At 59.7% G+C, this 16,906-nt stretch carries 15 protein-coding genes; 2 read left to right on the forward strand and 13 right to left on the reverse strand.

The genetic code is table 11. The annotated features are described in order from the left end of the window. Positions 1-12 precede the first annotated feature (12 nt). From ychF to RDA78_RS14795, 4 genes are all read right to left on the reverse strand, one after another. Complete coding sequence (gene ychF, locus RDA78_RS14780) at positions 13-1,113, reverse strand: redox-regulated ATPase YchF (RefSeq protein ID WP_434056057.1); 1,101 nt, start codon at positions 1,111-1,113, stop codon at positions 13-15. A 140-nt stretch (positions 1,114-1,253) separates the two neighbouring features. Next, positions 1,254-1,469, reverse strand: coding sequence for a hypothetical protein (locus RDA78_RS14785; protein WP_434056058.1), 216 nt, complete (start codon positions 1,467-1,469; stop codon positions 1,254-1,256). Between the two features lie 136 nt (positions 1,470-1,605). After that, positions 1,606-2,346: an aminoacyl-tRNA hydrolase gene (gene pth, locus RDA78_RS14790; protein WP_434056059.1), complete on the reverse strand. Its 741-nt coding sequence runs from the start codon at positions 2,344-2,346 to the stop codon at positions 1,606-1,608. A 103-nt stretch (positions 2,347-2,449) separates the two neighbouring features. Next, the gene (locus RDA78_RS14795) at positions 2,450-3,091 is read right to left on the reverse strand and encodes a 50S ribosomal protein L25/general stress protein Ctc (protein ID WP_434056060.1); all 642 of its coding nucleotides are present in this window, start codon (positions 3,089-3,091) and stop codon (positions 2,450-2,452) included. Between the two features lie 527 nt (positions 3,092-3,618). Here RDA78_RS14795 and RDA78_RS14800 point away from each other — a divergent pair. Continuing rightward, positions 3,619-4,191: a hypothetical protein gene (locus RDA78_RS14800; protein ID WP_434056061.1), complete on the forward strand. Its 573-nt coding sequence runs from the start codon at positions 3,619-3,621 to the stop codon at positions 4,189-4,191. A gap of 52 nt (positions 4,192-4,243) precedes the next feature. Next, positions 4,244-6,370, forward strand: a complete 2,127-nt coding sequence (locus RDA78_RS14805; protein ID WP_434056062.1) for a methyl-accepting chemotaxis protein — start codon at positions 4,244-4,246, stop codon at positions 6,368-6,370. Positions 6,371-6,693: 323 nt separating this feature from the next. Here the strand turns inward: RDA78_RS14805 and RDA78_RS14810 are convergent, their stop codons facing one another. The 9 genes from RDA78_RS14810 to pgeF all read right to left on the reverse strand — a co-directional run bounded on the left by RDA78_RS14810 (position 6,694) and on the right by pgeF (position 16,888). Then, positions 6,694-7,986, reverse strand: coding sequence for an amidohydrolase family protein (locus RDA78_RS14810; RefSeq protein ID WP_434056063.1), 1,293 nt, complete (start codon positions 7,984-7,986; stop codon positions 6,694-6,696). Between the two features lie 11 nt (positions 7,987-7,997). Next, a complete protein-coding gene (locus RDA78_RS14815; RefSeq protein ID WP_434056064.1) occupies positions 7,998-8,942 on the reverse strand; it encodes an ABC transporter permease in 945 nt (314 codons plus the stop codon). Further along, positions 8,939-10,021, reverse strand: coding sequence for an ABC transporter permease (locus RDA78_RS14820; RefSeq protein WP_434056065.1), 1,083 nt, complete (start codon positions 10,019-10,021; stop codon positions 8,939-8,941). The genes RDA78_RS14815 and RDA78_RS14820 overlap by 4 nt, the downstream gene beginning before the upstream one ends. Continuing rightward, complete coding sequence (locus tag RDA78_RS14825; RefSeq protein WP_434056066.1) at positions 10,018-11,562, reverse strand: ABC transporter ATP-binding protein; 1,545 nt, start codon at positions 11,560-11,562, stop codon at positions 10,018-10,020. The genes RDA78_RS14820 and RDA78_RS14825 overlap by 4 nt, the downstream gene beginning before the upstream one ends. Positions 11,563-11,645: 83 nt before the next feature. Continuing rightward, positions 11,646-12,653 (reverse strand): BMP family protein, encoded by a 1,008-nt coding sequence (locus RDA78_RS14830; protein ID WP_434056067.1) that lies wholly within the window; start codon positions 12,651-12,653, stop codon positions 11,646-11,648. Positions 12,654-13,149: 496 nt separating this feature from the next. Then, positions 13,150-14,082: a ribose-phosphate pyrophosphokinase gene (locus tag RDA78_RS14835; protein WP_434056068.1), complete on the reverse strand. Its 933-nt coding sequence runs from the start codon at positions 14,080-14,082 to the stop codon at positions 13,150-13,152. A gap of 238 nt (positions 14,083-14,320) precedes the next feature. Beyond that, positions 14,321-14,842, reverse strand: coding sequence for a hypothetical protein (locus RDA78_RS14840; protein WP_434056069.1), 522 nt, complete (start codon positions 14,840-14,842; stop codon positions 14,321-14,323). A 91-nt stretch (positions 14,843-14,933) separates the two neighbouring features. Beyond that, a complete protein-coding gene (locus RDA78_RS14845; protein WP_434056070.1) occupies positions 14,934-16,091 on the reverse strand; it encodes a M24 family metallopeptidase in 1,158 nt (385 codons plus the stop codon). Positions 16,092-16,120: 29 nt separating this feature from the next. Continuing rightward, on the reverse strand, positions 16,121-16,888 hold the full coding sequence (gene pgeF / locus RDA78_RS14850) for a peptidoglycan editing factor PgeF (RefSeq protein WP_434056071.1): 768 nt from the start codon (positions 16,886-16,888) through the stop codon (positions 16,121-16,123). Positions 16,889-16,906 lie beyond the last annotated feature (18 nt).

Here is a 16,906-nt window from a genome sequence, read left to right on the forward strand (position 1 = left end):
GCGAGTCCGCGATCACGTATTGAACTTGAAGAGCAGAATGTCGCCATCCTTGACGATGTATTCCTTGCCTTCGTCGCGAGCCTTGCCGGCCTCCTTCGCCGCGTTTTCTCCGCCAAGCGACACGTAATCATCATAGGCGATTGTCTGCGCGCGGATGAAGCCCCGTTCGAAGTCCGTGTGTATCACGCCTGCAGCCCCGGGCGCCTTCGTGCCTTCGGTGATTGTCCAGGCGCGTGTTTCCTTCGGACCGGCGGTGAAATAGGTGATCAGGCCGAGCAGGTCGTAGCCGGCGCGGATCATGCGGTCGAGACCGGGTTCTTCCAGGCCGATGGTCTCCAGGAACTCGTCTTGTTCTTCCTTGTCGAGCTGAGATATCTCCGCTTCGATCGCCGCAGAGATGACAACGGCAACAGCGCCTTCCTGTTCGGCTCTTTCGGCAACCTTCTGCGAAAGCGCGTTGCCTTCGGCAGCCGAAGCCTCGTCGACGTTGCAGACATAAAGAACGGGTTTCGATGACAGGAGATTCAATCCCTTCAGCATCTTCGCTTCTTCCGCGTCCGCAGTTTCAAGCACGCGGGCCGGTTTGCCCTCCTGAAGAAGGGCAAGAGCGGCTTCCATGATTGGAAGGACCGCCTTTGCTTCCTTGTCGCCACCGGTTGCCTTTTTCTTCAGCGGCGCGATGCGGCGTTCCAGGCTTTCCATGTCGGCGACCATGAGTTCGGTTTCAACCGTTTCGGCATCCGCAAGCGGATCAATCGTACCGTCGACATGGGTGATGTCGTCATCTTCGAAACACCGCAACACATGCGCGATGGCGTCGACTTCCCGGATATTGGCCAGGAACTGGTTGCCCAGACCTTCCCCCTTCGACGCGCCGCGCACCAGGCCGGCAATATCGACGAAGGTAATTCGCGTCGGAATGACTTCTTTCGACTGGGCGATCTCACGGATCGCATCGAGCCGCGTGTCCGGCACGGCGACCTCGCCAGTGTTCGGCTCGATGGTGCAGAATGGATAGTTGGCGGCCTGCGCCGCGGCGGTTTTTGTGAGCGCGTTGAAAAGCGTGGACTTGCCGACATTCGGCAGTCCGACAATGCCGCACTGGAATCCCATGGGAGATCGCTTTCGGTTCGTTTGTGAAACTGTCGCCGCGCTACATGCCCGAGCGGACCGGGCAGGTCAAGACTTGCCGCCCGGGACGGCTCTTTTTCCAGGCATTGCCAGGAGTTGACGCGGCAGAACCAGCCCTTCGCCTATTGCAGTCCGGCAGGATCGACAATGCCTCTCCTGCAGCCCATGCGCATCGGTTCCGCCGCGTGCATCACTTCGCCGGGGTTGGTCTTCCTGTTCTTGCTCTGAAAGGCTTCGCAAGTTTTCTCGGCGAGGAAGCACCCGTCGAGTTGCACGAATGCCAGCGCGGGGTTCAGACAAGCAAGTGACAGCAAGGAGAAAATCAACATTCTCAGCATGGCATCTCCCCGAGTCGCGCCAGTTAACTCACTGACTTTGAACGACTGTCGTGCCTATTTTGTGACGCGAGTCACATTTTTTGTTCTTGTTAAAGTTGTGTATTGAAGTGCTGAATTCGGCTCTTTGAAGCGGACATCAGCTGCCGCCAAGCAGCTTCTTGAGCATTTCAGCCATCGGTCCCGATTTCGGGAGTTCAACCTGCTTTCCCTGGCGGGCCTGTCTGATATGGCTTTGTCCCTTGGGCTTCGCGGACTTTGTGGGCGCCGCCGAGGATTTGCCGGACTTGTCCTTCCGCTGGGCTTTTGCCGGCTCCAGCGCCAGAGTGAGCTTGTTGGCGAACTGGCTGTCCTTGCCTTCGGCAAGAAGGTCCGCGTGGTCGGCGATGTTTGACAGGAGCGGTTCGAGCCAATCCTTGTCCGCCTTCGCGAAATCGCCGAGCACGTAGTTCGAAACGAGCTTCTTGTCGCCCGGGTGGCCAATGCCGAGCCGAAGCCTGCGATAGTCCGCGCCAATATGAGCGGTGAGGGACCTCAGACCGTTGTGGCCTCCATGGCCGCCGCCTTTCTTCATCCGGAATTTGGAAGGTGGCAGGTCGAGTTCGTCATAGAGGACGACAATGTCTTCCGGCTCGATCTTGTAGAAGCGCATGGCTTCGCCGATCGAGCGGCCGGACTCATTCATGTATGTCGACGGCTTCAGCAGCAGGACCTTTTCCGAGCCAAGGCGGCCCTCGGAAATCTGGCCTTGAAACCGCGCGCGCCAGGGCTGGAAGCCGGAATGGCGGCGATGGATCTCGTCAACGGCCATGAAACCGATATTGTGCCGGTGTCCGGCATATTTGGCTCCCGGATTTCCAAGTCCGACGATCAGTTTCATCTCGCACCTGCACCATCATGGCTGAAACGAAAAGGCAGCCGAAGACGGCTGCCGGGCAGGGAGGCGGAGGCCGCCTCCCGTCGTATCCGATCGAAGCGGAGGATTACTCGCTTGCTTCTTCTTCCGTTGCGGCTTCTTCTTCCGAAGCTTCGCCGTCGGTTTCTTCTTCTTCCTTTATGCCTGCCGGTGCAGCAATCGTCGCGATGGTGAAGTCGCGATCGGTGATTGTCGGCTGGCAGCCCTCGGGGAGAGTAACCGCGGAAATGTGCAGGCTGTCACCCGGCTCTGCATTGGCCAGGTCAAGTTCGAGCGCTTCCGGAATGGAGTCAGCCGGAACCGTCATTTCAACGGTGTGACGGACAACGTTCAGAACGCCGCCCTTCTTGAGGCCCGGGCAGATTTCTTCATTGAGGAACTGAACCGGAATTTCGACCGTGAGTGTCGCACCTTTTGCGACGCGCAGGAAATCGACGTGGAGGACATCGTCGCGCACCGGGTGCAACTGATAGTCCTTTGCGATGACCTGGTGCTTTTCACCGTCGACGTTGATGATACCGATCTGTGCGGTGAAACCGCCCTTATGAAGGGTGATGGTGGTTTCTTTCACCGCAATGGTGATCGGCATTGCAGGTTTCTTGTCGCCGTAGATTACGGCAGGTAGAAGGCCTTCGCGACGCAGCGCCCGTGCGGCCCCCTTGCCCACCCGGTCCCGTGCCGACGCCTTCAGCTCATAGCTGGCAGCCATGGCAAACTCCTTGAGTGTATGGTAGCGGACCGGCGAACCACCGTATCGACATGATATGAGTTGTTCGGGATCGGTCCAGATGCGCCTCCTCCAGGGGTGCAGGCGCGAGCGCGCGTATAGCGGAAAAGCATTCGCGATGCAACAGTTCGCACGAAATCAGTGCCGGCGGTGACCGATTCTCCGATGATGTCCGATTTGGCCAGCTTCGTACATTCACTTAGAGCGGTGCGGCTTCGCGTCATGCGGGTATTGGCTGTGGCGACTTTCGCCTCGTAAACGCGTAGTGGCCTGCTTTTGCATCGGAAATAGGCCTTTTCTTCGCCATGCTTAGCTTTCAAGTTCGTTCTAAGATTGTAATTTTCAATCAAAAATAGAGTAAAGTGAAAAATATATTCGTTTGGTATATTAGTATTTTTCTCGGGCCTCGACTTAATATTTTGTTATTTTAAGCATTAAGTTCTTCATATACTGAATTTTAATCTGCTGAGGTCATCCTTTTACCGGGTTGAAAACCTTGGGAGAGCAAAATGAAACACCTCGTCTACACTACAACCGCACTTTGCTTCTTGTTCGCCGGAACGGCGACTGCAAACGAATTCGAAAGCGAACTGAAAACGCTTGCCGCCGGAAAGATCGCTGAGATCGCCGCCTCCAGTGAAGTCATTGACGCAGTCCGCGCCCAGAACGGCGAAACGGGTGCATTCGATCAGACCAAGATCGATGAACTCGACAAGACCTGGCGTGCGGAAGCAGAGGCTGTCGACCAGCCCATGATCGATACCGTGCTGGAACGCCCGCTGTCGACCTTCCTGGCTGACGTCCAGGAAAGCAGCGACGGTCTCTTCACTGAAATCTTTGTCATGGATGGCAAAGGCCTGAATGTGGGCCAGAGCGACGTAACCTCCGACTACTGGCAGGGTGACGAAGCGAAGTGGCAGGACACCTATTCCAACGGCAAGGGTGCCGTTCACATCAGTGAATTGGAAGAAGATGATAGCACACAGACCCTTCAGAGCCAGGTCAGCGTCACCGTCGTCGATCCGGACAGCGGTGAAGCAATCGGCGCCGTGACGTTCGGTGTGAACGTAGAAAACCTCTGATCCTGAAATATGCGGGAAGGCACTGCCTTCCCGCGAGACTTTGGAGAATTCCGTGAAGGTTGCGGCAAAACTACCAGCGCTTGTCCTAGGGATAGCGCTTCTGTGTTCTGCGGGCGTGGGCATTGCAAGTTACGTTTCGAGTGCGAACACCGTCAAAGGACAGGCAGAACAAAGACTGATGGCCTTGGCGGAAAGCCGCCGAGACAGCCTGCTGGAACTCTATCACGGGAAACAGAGAACGATTGAAGGCCATGTCCAGGGCAAGACGCTCAGGGCGGCCTACAGTGCGTTTGATGCCGCCTGGGCCAAATACAAGGACAAGGCATCCGCAACGCTCACGAAGATCTACGTGACGGACAATCCGCACCCGATCGACGAGCGGGACCAGTTGGTCAAGGCCGGCCGCAAGCCCTATGACAAGGCGCATGCCAAGCATCACACACCGCTTCGCGACTTCGCGGACGCGAACAATTTTCCCGACCTTATGCTCGTCAACCTGAACGGCGACGTCATCTACAGCGCACGGAAGCTTGCTGACTTCGGTGTCAATGTTCAGGCGGACACGTGGAAGAATACGCCTCTGGCCGGCGCCTACAAGACGATCGTCGTCGATGGCAATCCGTCAGTGGTTGCCTATGACCCCGAGAGCTATCCGGGACGCGACAACGCGCCTGCCGGATTTCTCGCGGCCCCGATTTCGGTCGGTAGCAAGACCATCGGCATGGTGATCTACGAAGCGCCGACGAACGAAGTTACAGCATTGCTCGGAAAGTTCGCGGGCCTTGGGGACACCGGCGAAACCCTTCTTCTCAACGGGGACGGTCTGGCGATGAACGACAGCCTGCGGACCGCCGACGTTTCGGAACTGCTCAGCGATCAGTTCAACGCAACGGAAATCGCTGCATCGATGAGCGGCGGGAACACCTTCACGCGCATCGCGAACTTCGATGGCAAGGACGTTTTTGCAGCGATCGTTCCGGTCACCGCATTCGGACAGAACTACGCCGTTGTTGTCGTGCAGGCCGCCAGTGAGGTTCTGGCGCCCCTGACAACGCTGCAGATCTGGATTTTCGCAAGCGCGATCGTCTGTGCGCTTATTGCCGGCATTTTCGGTCTGATCATGGCCCGGGGACTGTCCGGGCGTATTTCCGGTCTCAGCGACATCATGAACAAGCTTGCCGGCGGGGACACGAGCGTCGACGTTCCGGCGCAATCCACACGTGATGAAATCGCCGAGATGGCTGCTTCTGTCCGCATTTTCCGCGAAAACGCCTTCGAGCGTGAGCGGTTGGAACAGGAGCAGAAGGAGACATCCTTCGAGCAGGCAAGGCAGTCCGACGCAGTCGCCAGCCTGATTTCCGATTTCAGATCTGAAGTCACGCAGATGCTCGACGCCGTCTACAGCAACAGCGAGCAGATGCGGACGGCAGCCGAAGAGCTTAACGGGGTTGCCGACGAAACGGCCGGTGAAGCCTCCAATGCTTCCAGCGCCTCGGAAGCCGCCTCAACCAACGTGCAGACTGTCGCGTCGGCTTCGGAAGAGCTTTCGGCATCCATCCAGGAAATTCGCCGCCAGGTCCAGTCGACGACCGATATCGTGCAGAGCGCAACACAGGCCGCGGTGCAGACAAACACCAAGATCGAAGGCCTTGCGGAGTCCGCGCAGCGGATCGGTGATGTGGTCAACCTGATTTCGGCGATTGCGGAACAGACCAACCTGCTTGCGCTCAACGCCACGATCGAGGCCGCGCGTGCCGGTGAAGCCGGGCGCGGGTTTGCAGTTGTCGCCTCCGAGGTGAAGGAGCTTGCCACTCAGACGGCCAAGGCCACCGAGGAGATCGAAGGACAGATCACGGAAGTCCAGGCGGCCACCAAGGAAGCCGTTTCCGCGATCGCGGGGATCACCGAAACAATGAGCCAGGTGGACGAATACACCGGCACGATCGCAGCGGCGGTCGAACAGCAGGGCGCTGCGACCAACGAGATCTCCGGCAATGTCCAGGATGCTGCCAAGGGAACGCAGGATGTTGCGCAGACCATCATCACGATCTCCGAAAAGGCCCAGGTGACCAGTTCATCTGCAGGTCAGGTGCTGAACGCATCAACCGATGTCAACGCAAGGACCACGGATCTGCGCGGGACCGTCGACCGTTTCCTCAAGGCGGTGGCGGCTGCTTAGCCACACCTGGTTGAAGCTTCTTGCCTCGACGTGTTGTCCCGGTTGGCCGCTTTGCGGCAAACCGGGACGATAAATCCGGCATGAGATCCGCATGCCGAATTGGTGACGGACGGAGTCAGGCCGCCTTCAGAGCGGCATAAGTTCGACAATGCTTCCTTTCGGCGTCATGCCATGGCTTGACCATGGCATCCATGCCGATGTGCCTCCAGTTGCAGGGCGCTTGACTGCAGGGGGAAGGGAACAATCGGCCGGTTACGTGGTGCCTCCGGCGTGCGCCCCCTTTTTCCGGCGCGGCTTCTCAGATCGATGTTCTGATTTCCGAGTTAGTCCTCATTCGGTGCGTAGCTACTCGGGTCGACCGTCGAGGGTCGGCCGGTGAGGAAGAGGTCGGCCGAGCGTTCCGGTGTCGCGGCAATGACCCTGCCGCCCTTGATCACTTTCAGCCTTGTCGCCTTGAGGCGGATCGCCTCGATCGTGTCGCGGGCCTGAAGAACAACGAAGTCGGCCTTGCAGCCCTTCTCAAGACCATATCCGTCGAGTCCCATCGCCTTTGCCGGGTGCGTGGTGACGCAGTCATAGGCGTAGCGGATGTCGTCGCGGCTGGTCATCTGGGCGACGTGAAGACCCATGGAGGCGACTTCGAGCATGTCTCCCGATCCCATGGAGTACCAGGGATCCATCACGCAGTCATGGCCGAAGGACACATTGACGCCGTAGGACCGCAGTTCCGGGACACGGGTCTGGCCGCGCCGCTTGGGATAGGTGTCGTGCCGGCCCTGCAGCGTGATGTTGATCAGCGGATTGGCGATTGCGTGCACCTCGGCCTCGGCAATTAAAGGAAGCAACTTGGAAACGTAGTAATTGTCCATGGAGTGCATGGAGGTCAGGTGAGATCCGGCAACGCGCCCCTGAAGTCCCAGCCGCTGTGTCTCGTATGCGAGCGTTTCGATGTGGCGCGACATCGGGTCGTCCGTCTCGTCGCAATGCATGTCGACCATCAGCCCGCGTTCGGCGGCGATTTCGAACAGTCTGGCGACCGATCTGGCGCCGTCGTCCATGGTGCGTTCGAAATGCGGAATGCCGCCGACGATGTCGACACCCATGTCGAGTGCTGTGAGCAGGTTCTTTTCCGCGTTCGGTGACCTGTAGAGCCCATCCTGCGGAAAGGCGACGAGCTGCAGATCGATATAGTCCCTGACCTGCTCCCTGACCTCCAGGAGGCCTTTGACGCCGGTCAGGCGGTCGTCGCAGACATCCACATGGGTGCGGATGGCCAGCAGTCCCTGCGACACGGCGAGATCGCAGTATTTCAGGGCCCGTTCAACAACGGCCTCGACTGTGAGGATCTCTTTCAGTTCCCCCCAGAGCGCGATCCCTTCCAGCAGCGTGCCGCTGCGGTTCATGCGCGGCAGACCGAGCGACAACGTTGCGTCCATGTGAAAGTGACTGTCGATGAAGGGTGGCGACACCAGTTTTCCGGCGGCGTCGATGGTCTCGCGGGCATCGGTGTCTATCCCGGCCTCGACAGCCTCGATGAAGCCATTGCTGCAGGCGATGTCGACGCCGGATCGACCGTCGGGCAGGTTTGCGTTCTTTACCAGAAAATCAAGTGTCATCGGCTCTTACCTCAGCGTTGGCCCCTGAAATACGGAACGAGCAGCGCGCGCGGATAGTCGGCCCGCCTCGCTACCACAATGAGGGCCGCAATCGACAGGATATAGGGCATCATCAGGAAGATCTGGCCGGGAATGAAACTGCCGACTTCGGTCTGCAGCCGCACCTGGAAGGCATCGAATGCACCGAACAGCAGGGCGCCGATCAACGCCTTGCCGGGACGCCATGACGCAAAGACCGTGAGCGCGATGCAGATCCAGCCGCGGCCATTGACCATGCCGAAGAAAAACGCATCGAATGCCGACATCGTCAGGAACGCGCCGCCAAGCGCCATGATCGCCGAGCCGGCAACCACGGTGCCCATGCGAATGGCATAGACGGAAAGCCCCTGGGATTCGACCGCCGCCGGGTTGTCACCAACCGCCTGGATCGCGAGACCAAGCGGGGTCCGGTAGAGCACGTAGGCGGTTGCAAGCACGAGGAACAACGCCAGGAAGGTCAGGGGCGTCTGCTGAAACAGGGCCGGACCGATGAAGGGCAACTCGCTCAGGACCGGAATGTCGAGCGGCTGGAAGGCGTCGATCCGGGGAGGGGAGGAGACATCCGGGAGTGCCGTCCGGTAGATGAAATAGCTCAATGACGTTGCAAAGAGCGTCACGCCGATGCCCGAGACATGCTGGGACAGCCCGAGCGGAACGGTCAGGATCGCGTGGAGCAGCCCGAAGACCGCACCGGCGCATGCAGCCACCAGCACACCGCCCCAGAGGCCGGCTCCGAGCCAGACCGCCATCCATCCGGCCATGGCGCCGGCCGTGAAGATCCCCTCGATCCCCAGGTTGAGCACGCCCGCGCGCTCACAGATCAGGGCGCCGATTACGCCGAAGATCAGCGGTGTGGCAATGCGCAGGGCCGCGGCCCAGAAGTTTGCGGAAAAGAGAATCTCAACGATTTCGATCATCGGCCAGCCTCCTTTGCCGTCGGAGCCGTGATGAATTTCACCCTGAAGCGCAGGAACAGGCCGGAGACGAGGACGCACAAAAGCGCCATGGCGACGATCAGGTCTGCCAGATAGTTGGAAACGCCGGTGGCGCGGGACATGGAATCCGCTCCGACAAAGATGCTGGCGATGAAAAGCGCCGCAAAGACGACGCCGATGGGCGACAGGCCTGCAAGCATGGCGACAACGATGCCGGAATAGCCGAAACCCGGCGATAGGTCCGCGGTGAGATAGCCTTTCAGCCCGGCCACCTCCCCGACGCCGGCAATGCCGGCAAGCGCGCCCGACAGGAGGCCGACGCGAATGAACGTCGCAGTAACGGGAATGCCAGCGTGGCGGGCCGCGGCGGCATTTTCGCCGACGGCACGGATTTCGAAACCCCAAACGGTTCGCTTGAGCAGGAAATAGACACCGAGCGAGGCTGCCAGTGCGAGAACAAGGCCCCAGTGTATGCGCATGCGGTCAAGCAGCTTGGGCAGGGCGGCTTCATCAAGGATCGGCTCCGATTGTGGCCAACCCATTCCCATCGGATCCTGCATGGGGCCTTCCAGCATCATCTGGACGAAAAGAAGGACAATGAAATTCAACAGGAGGGTCGTGACGACCTCGTCCACACCCAGACGGGTCTTCAAAAAGGTCGGGCCCAGCATGAGCAGACCGCCGGCAAGCGCGCCTGCGAGAACCACCATCGGAATGAGGACGAAGGCCGGCGCGGAAATGGCACCGGTGCCGACGGCAACGGCAGCCAGTGCTCCAATGTAGAGTTGACCTTCGGCACCGATGTTCCAGAGCTTGGCCCGGAAGGCGACGGCCGCGGCAAGCCCGGTCAGGATCAGCGGTGTTGCGCGTGTCAGCATTTCAGTGAAGGCGAAGAGGGAACCGAAGGCACCCTTGACCATGAGGCCATAGGCTCCGAAAACCGACAAACCCGCAAAAAGCATGGGTATGGCGGCCAGGACAAGCGCGGCCACAGCTGCAGCCAGGGAGACGCCAAGCATGCGGGATACGGATGCCGGCGGGCGGGGTTCAAACCGGATCATGCTGCTTCTCCACTCTGGCCGGCCATGCGCAGGCCGAGCGTTCCGCGGTCCAGGTATTCGGTCGGGTCTGCCGCCGACAGCCGGCCCCGGTGTATGACCGCGATCCGGTCAGACAGGCGCATCAGTTCGTCGAGATCCTCGGAGATGAGGATCACGCCTGCGCCCCGGTCGCGCGCGGCCAGAAGCCGCTTGTGGACGTCAGAGGTTGCGCCGACATCCAGGCCTCGGGAGGGCTGCGCTGCGAGCACCACCTGCGGTTCGGGGTCAAGTGTTCGCGCGAGCACGATTTTCTGGATGTTGCCACCTGACAGGAGCCGTGCCTGGCTGTCTTCTCCCTGGCAGCGGATGTCATAGGCCTCGATCAACCGCCTCGCGGTTTCCCGCATGGCCGAGAAGCGCAGCAGACCGAAGCGCTGGTTCTGCGGTTTGCGAATGGCTTCGATTGCCAGGTTCTCAGAAACGCTCATGGCGCCGACGATGCCGTCGTGATGGCGGTCTTCAGGGATGCGGGCAAGGCCTTGGTCGATCATCCTGCGGGCGCTTGCGCCGGTTTCGTCGGATCCCGCAAGGGTCATCGTCCCCGATGCCGGGACCTGCAGGCCGGAGATCACGCGTGCAAGCATGGTTTGACCGTTGCCCGAGACACCAGCGATCCCGAGGATCTCGCCGGAATGGAGCGCGAGATCAACTTCACGAAGAGCATCACGCCCGCCGCCGGCCGAGATGCTGTTCAAAACGAGCAGGGGGGCTCCCGGCGATCCCTTGCTGCGTATCGTCTCCACGATCTCGTGTCCGACCATCAGTTCGGCCAGTTTCCTGAGATCGCACTCGGCAGTTGCAAGATCGGCGACCTTGCGTCCGCCGCGCAACACGGCGACGCGATGGGACGAGGCGATCACCTCCGCAAGCTTGTGGGAGATGAATATGATCGCAAGCCCGTCCGCCGCGAGCTTTTTCAGCGTTGCGAACAGGGTGTCTGATTCCTGCGGCGTCAGCACGGCAGTGGGTTCGTCGAGAACAAGGACCCGGGCATCGCGGTAAAGGGCCTTCAGGATTTCGACGCGTTGTTTCTCGCCAACGGAAAGCTGTGAAATCCGGGCATCCAGCGGGACGCTCAAACCGGACCGTTCAATCAGGTCCATAAGTTTTTGGCGGGCGGTTTTGCGCGCGGAGGTCGGGGCGGACAGGCTTTCTGTTCCCAGAACAATATTGTCGAGCGCGCTCAGGTTCTCCGCGAGTGTAAAATGCTGGTGTACCATGCCGACGCCGGCTTCAAGTGCGGCGTGGGGCGACCCGGCTTCCAGTTCGCTGAGCCCGGCGCCTTGCGTGGCGACATAGACCCGACCCTCGTCAGCTACATAGTGCCCGAACAGGATATTCATCAGGGTCGTCTTGCCGGCACCGTTTTCGCCCAGCAGAGCCAGGATTTCGCCTCTTCTGAGATCGAGCGAAACGTCGCCGTTCGCCGTCAGGTCGCCAAAGCGCTTGGTGATGCCGTCCAGCCTGAGGACGGTCTCCGCCGCTTGCGTAGGTTCCGTCATGCGGAGCTCCGGAAATTGGTTTTCGGCCGTCCGTGCGGCTTGGGCAGGAGATGCCGGCGGCTTGGAGCCGCCGGCCGAGGACGTTACATCGTCGATTTGGGTTCGCTGTCGTTGACGTTGACGCGGAAGAGGCCGTCCAGGATTTCCTGTTCCTTCTCCTTCGCGGCCGCAACGGCGTCCGGATCTGCCAGGCTCTCATCCACGATGAAGCTGCCGCCACCGTAGGACATGAAGCTGAAGGGGCCGTAGTCAGCCGGTTCAAAGCTGCCGTCGACGACCGCCGTCACGGCGCGATCGATCGTCGGTTCCATGTGCCAGAGCGCAGAAGACAGGATCGTTCCGGGATAGTCTGCGGAGGTGTCGATCACGTTGCCGATTGCCAGGATCTCTTTTTCCTTGGCCGCGTCAGATACACCGAAGCGCTCGGCATAGAGAATGTCGGCACCCTTGTCGATCATGGCGAAGGCCGCTTCCTTGGCCTTGGGCGGGTCGTACCAGGAGTTGATGAAGGTCACGAGAAACTTCACATCCGGGTTGACCGAGGTCGCGCCATCCATGAAGGCGTGCATCAACCGGTTGACTTCCGGAATGGCATAGCCACCGACCATGCCGATCACATTCGATTTGGTGCTGGCGCCTGCAATCATGCCCGACAGGTAGCTCGGTTCATGGATCCAGTTGTCGAAGACGGCAAAATTCGGCTTGGCCGGTCCGAAAGAAGAGCCCATCAGGAAGGCTGTGTTCGGATACTCCGCGGCAACCTTGCGCGCGGCGCGCTCCACGGCAAAGGCCTCCCCGACCACGAGGTCCATGCCCTGTTCGGCATATTCGCGCATCACACGTTCATAATCGGTGTTGGCCACGTTTTCGGAGAAGGTGTAGGTGATTTCACCCCGTTCCTGCGCTGCCTTCAGCGCCTTGTCGATACGGCTGACCCACTGCTGTTCGACCGGAACCGTGTAAATCGCCGCCACCTTGATCGGATCGGTGGCCAACGCATCGGCGGATGGCAAGGCGACGGTGGCTGTGACGGCCAACGCAGCCGACAACAGGGCCCTGCGGACCCTGGAAAATTGTTTTGATACGAGCATCGGAATCCCCTGGAAGTATTATTAGCCTGAAAAGTTGATCACAAAATATGCGTGCTCACAAGCTGTGCACGCGATCTCGATGTGAATTTTTTGATCATTTGGGAAAATTTTTGAGCTCGTGCCCGGTAGACGCGAACTGCATTCCTTTGCGTGGCAGGCACAGAATGAAAAACGCCGGTGAGAGACCGGCGTTTCGAGTTTTGTTTGCTAGGTTTGAACTGCTCCAGGTGACGGACCCATAAATGAGACTGAAATGGCATGCGAAATGGCCAAATCCCGTTTGGAAGGGTGTGCGGAGCGGGCTTTTTGCCCGGTCAAGCACGCTGACGCCACGGGGTGACGCCATTTCCGTGTCCTTCGGATTTGACCGGCTTGCTTCTCCCCGGCGTTGCGAAAGGCTTGAAAATGAAACACATTTCCTGCTCTTCCGCGCCTTGATGAGAAGCAAGCCGCCTCAAGCCATTACGGCCTCATTTATGGGTCCATCTCCTAGATCCTAGCCGAAGAGGCTGGAGACCGATTTTTCCAGGGCCGTGCGATTGATCGCCTCGCCGATGAGCGGCGCGATTGAAATCGTGCGGATATTGGCCGCCGCGGTTATTGCGGCTGTCGGTTCGATCGAGTTGGTGATGACAAGCTCTTTCAGCTTCGAGGATGTCACCCGCGCCACCGCGCCGCCCGAAAGCACACCGTGCGTGATGTAGGCCGTTACCGATTCCGCGCCCTGTGACAGCAGTGCCTCGGCGGCATTGCACAGGGTCCCGCCACTGTCGACAATGTCATCGACGAGAATGCAGTCGTATCCCTTCACTTCCCCGATGATGTTCATGACTTCCGACTCCCCGGGCTTGTCGCGGCGCTTGTCCACGATGGAGAGCGGGGCGTCGATCCGTTTGGCGAGCGCGCGGGCGCGCACCACGCCGCCGACATCCGGAGATACGACCATCACGTTGTCGGTCGCGTAGCGCTCCTTGATGTCGCGCGTCATCACGGGGGCCGCGAACAGATTGTCCGTCGGGATATCGAAAAAACCCTGGATCTGTCCGGCGTGGAGATCCAGGGTCAAAACGCGGTCGGCACCGGCGTTTGTGATCAGATTGGCCACCAGCTTCGCCGAAATCGGTGTCCGGCCCGACGCGCGCCGATCCTGGCGTGCATAGCCAAAATACGGGATCACGGCAGTGATGCGCCTGGCAGAGGAGCGGCGGAGCGCATCGATGATGATGAGCAACTCCATCAGGTGGTCGTTTGCCGGGTAGCTTGTCGGCTGCACGACGAAAACATCTTCGCCGCGCACATTTTCCTGGATTTCTACGAAGATTTCCTGGTCGGCGAAGCGCCTGACCTGGCATTTGGCCAGCGGAACATCCAAATATTTGGAGATTTCCTCAGCCAGGGCTCGGTTCGAATTGCCCGCGACGATCTTCATGAGCCGCAAGTCCTTCTGGTGCGACGGCGCGATTGCGGGCGACTAAACCGTGCAAGCACGCTGAAAAGGCCTATGTCGTGTCGAGTGCCGGGTGCCGCAGGCCTGTGTTCAGGCGACCCCCGGCAGGCGGCGGCGTTGTAACAACCAAGCAACGGGACCACAACAGGAGATAGGCCTTCATTCGCTCTTTTTTTGAAATTTTGCGACGCAATGCCATACTTACCCGGCTAAGCGATCATTATCGGTTGAGCCAGGCCTCGATTTCCACCATCGAGCGCGTTGCGATTCGCGATAAAGTCGACGAGCTGACGGCCTGCCAGGGGTCGCCGGAAGCACCGCCTGTCGACTCGGTTCCCGAGATTCGCTTCAATCGGCTGCCGTTGGCGTCCACGATGTCGAAGACATAAAACACGGTCCCGTTGGAGGGCTGGCCCGTGGCGGCGAGGAAACCGTTCACACGATAGGTCGCGGCAGCTCCCACGCGCCTGACGAGCGTAATTCCCTGCCGGCGTGCTTCCCTCCCGATATATTCTGAAAGCTCATCGGCGATATTCCCGGGAGCGCCCGTGAACGGTTCGAAAGCAAAGGTTACGCCGTTTTCTTCATCGGACTGTCCGGCGATGGACGGGGCAGTAACCGGCCCCGAGATCGGGGTCGGCGGCTGAGGGGACGACTGGCACGCGGCGAGGAACCCGAGAAGCAGCAGACCCGCCGCCGCTCGCAATACGGAATGGGAGTTCAGGCTGGAAAATGAGAGCATGAAATGGTCCGGCTCTTGGTGTCTGCGTCAATCCGATGCGGGACCGTCCGAACAGGGGTGCTGCCAGGCCGGTCTTCGTGTCGCACTTGGTTTATCCTGACTTTACCGGCAGGTCGAGAGGCAGAGTGGATAAGCACTCCGGCGCGCCTTCGGTGGTGAGGTAGGTCCGGCCGAGCGTCATGGCGGTATCGGTGATGGAATCCATCAAAATCATGTGCATGAAGATCACCATGTTCGGCTTGACCTCGGCAGGGTTGGATCTGTAGGCCATGGGCGTGTCCATCCAACTTGGTGTAAAGCGGGCGCCAAGAGAGTAGCCGCACGCATTCAATCGATGCTGCATCATGCCGTGAGCGTCCACGCGTTCTGCATGGGCGTCGAATATGTCGCCAAAGGTCTTTCCGGGCACCATCTGCGTTTCGACGGCCGCCAGGGCTTCACGGGTTGCAAGATACATCTCCTGATGCCGGTCGGAAGGGGTGCCGACAATGATCGTTCGCATGGCGGCTGCATGATAGTGCCGGTAACTGCCGGCCCATTCGAGTGTAATCTGATCACGCTCGGCCAATACTCGGCGGCCGGATTTGTAGCGGCACAAAAGTGCGTCGTGACCGGAGCCTATGATGAACTCGTTGCCGGGGTAATCGCCGCCGCCTTCGAAAATCGCGCCCTGCATGGCCGCGAGGATCCTGCCTTCGTCCGCACCGGGGCGAATCTCATCCATGGCGGCATGAAATGCGTGGTCCGCCAGTTCCGCCGCCTTGCGGACATAGACGATCTCCTCCGGGCTCTTGACCGAACGCAGATCCGGTATCAGCGTCGACGCGTCGCGCAGATCGGCGAAACTCGTCAGCTCGGCGTTGATCTGCAGCGCAATCTTGCCCGTCATGCCGTGAGTGTCGTATTCGATCCCGATTCTGCTGCCGAGAAGATCCATGTCGAACAGCATTTCCTTCAGCTGCAGCACGGGGCTCGCGGAACCGCGGTCAATCCAGATCCGTATGTCTGATATGTTGGAGGTATGGCGCGCCTGACGCTGATCGGCCGAGCGGGTCAGCAGGACCTTTTCGCCGTCCTTGGTCACGACGAGGCACTGGAAGAAACAGAAGCCGAACGTGTCGTAACCGGTCAGCCAATACATGCTTTCCTGGGCGAAAAGGAGCATGGCGTCGAGTTTCTCGGCGTCCATGACGGCTTTCAGTTCGGTAAAGCGGCGCTCAAATTCGGCGTCTGAAAAGTGCAGTGCCATGCTCGTCCTCACATTCACTCGATTGGTCGTCAAGACTCCAGGGAAATCGCGCTGATCTGGCGGCCGTAGTCGGGCTCGCCGCGATGGGTTGTCCGTCTGTAGGAAAAGAAGCGGTCTTCGTCGCGGTAAGTGCACAATGCGAGATCCGCGACGGTGCCCACACCTGTCTTCCGAAGACGATCGGTGATGAATGCCGGCAGATCAAACATGTAGTGGCCATCGCGTTCGGACGGAGCGAAGTAAATTTCGTTGCCTGCCGCATCGTTGACGAAGCGGTCGTGGAATTCCGGTCCGACTTCATAAGAGTGGCGCGAAATCGTCGGGCCAAGAACCGCCACCGTGCTTTCGCGCTCTGCCCCGCGCGCCTCCATGGCCGCAACCGTGTTTTCAAGAACACCGGTCAGCGCGCCTTTCCAGCCCGAATGGGCCGCGCCGACAACGCCTGCGCCCGGGTCCGCAAAGAGGATCGGCCCGCAGTCAGCGGTCAAAATGCCGATCGCCAATCCCGGTCTGTCGGTGACGAGCGCATCCGCCTTCTTGTGATTGCCATCTTCCCAGGGTCCGTCGACAGTCAGGACATCAGGCGAGTGGATCTGGTAAGGCGACATGAGCCGATCCGTTGATACGCTCAGCGCATCGGCGACACGGCCCCGGTTTTGGAGCACCATGTCCCTCGCGTCTTCAGAGCCAAGGCCGACATTGAGGCTCCCGTAAATCCCTTTCGAAACGCCGCCCTCGCGCGTGAAAAAGCCGTGGCGGATCCCATCAAGGGTCAGTGCTTCTGCTTCGATCTTCATGAACTGCCCTGAAAAGAC

This window comes from Roseibium sp. (assembly GCF_051016195.1).
Taxonomy (GTDB): domain Bacteria; phylum Pseudomonadota; class Alphaproteobacteria; order Rhizobiales; family Stappiaceae; genus Roseibium.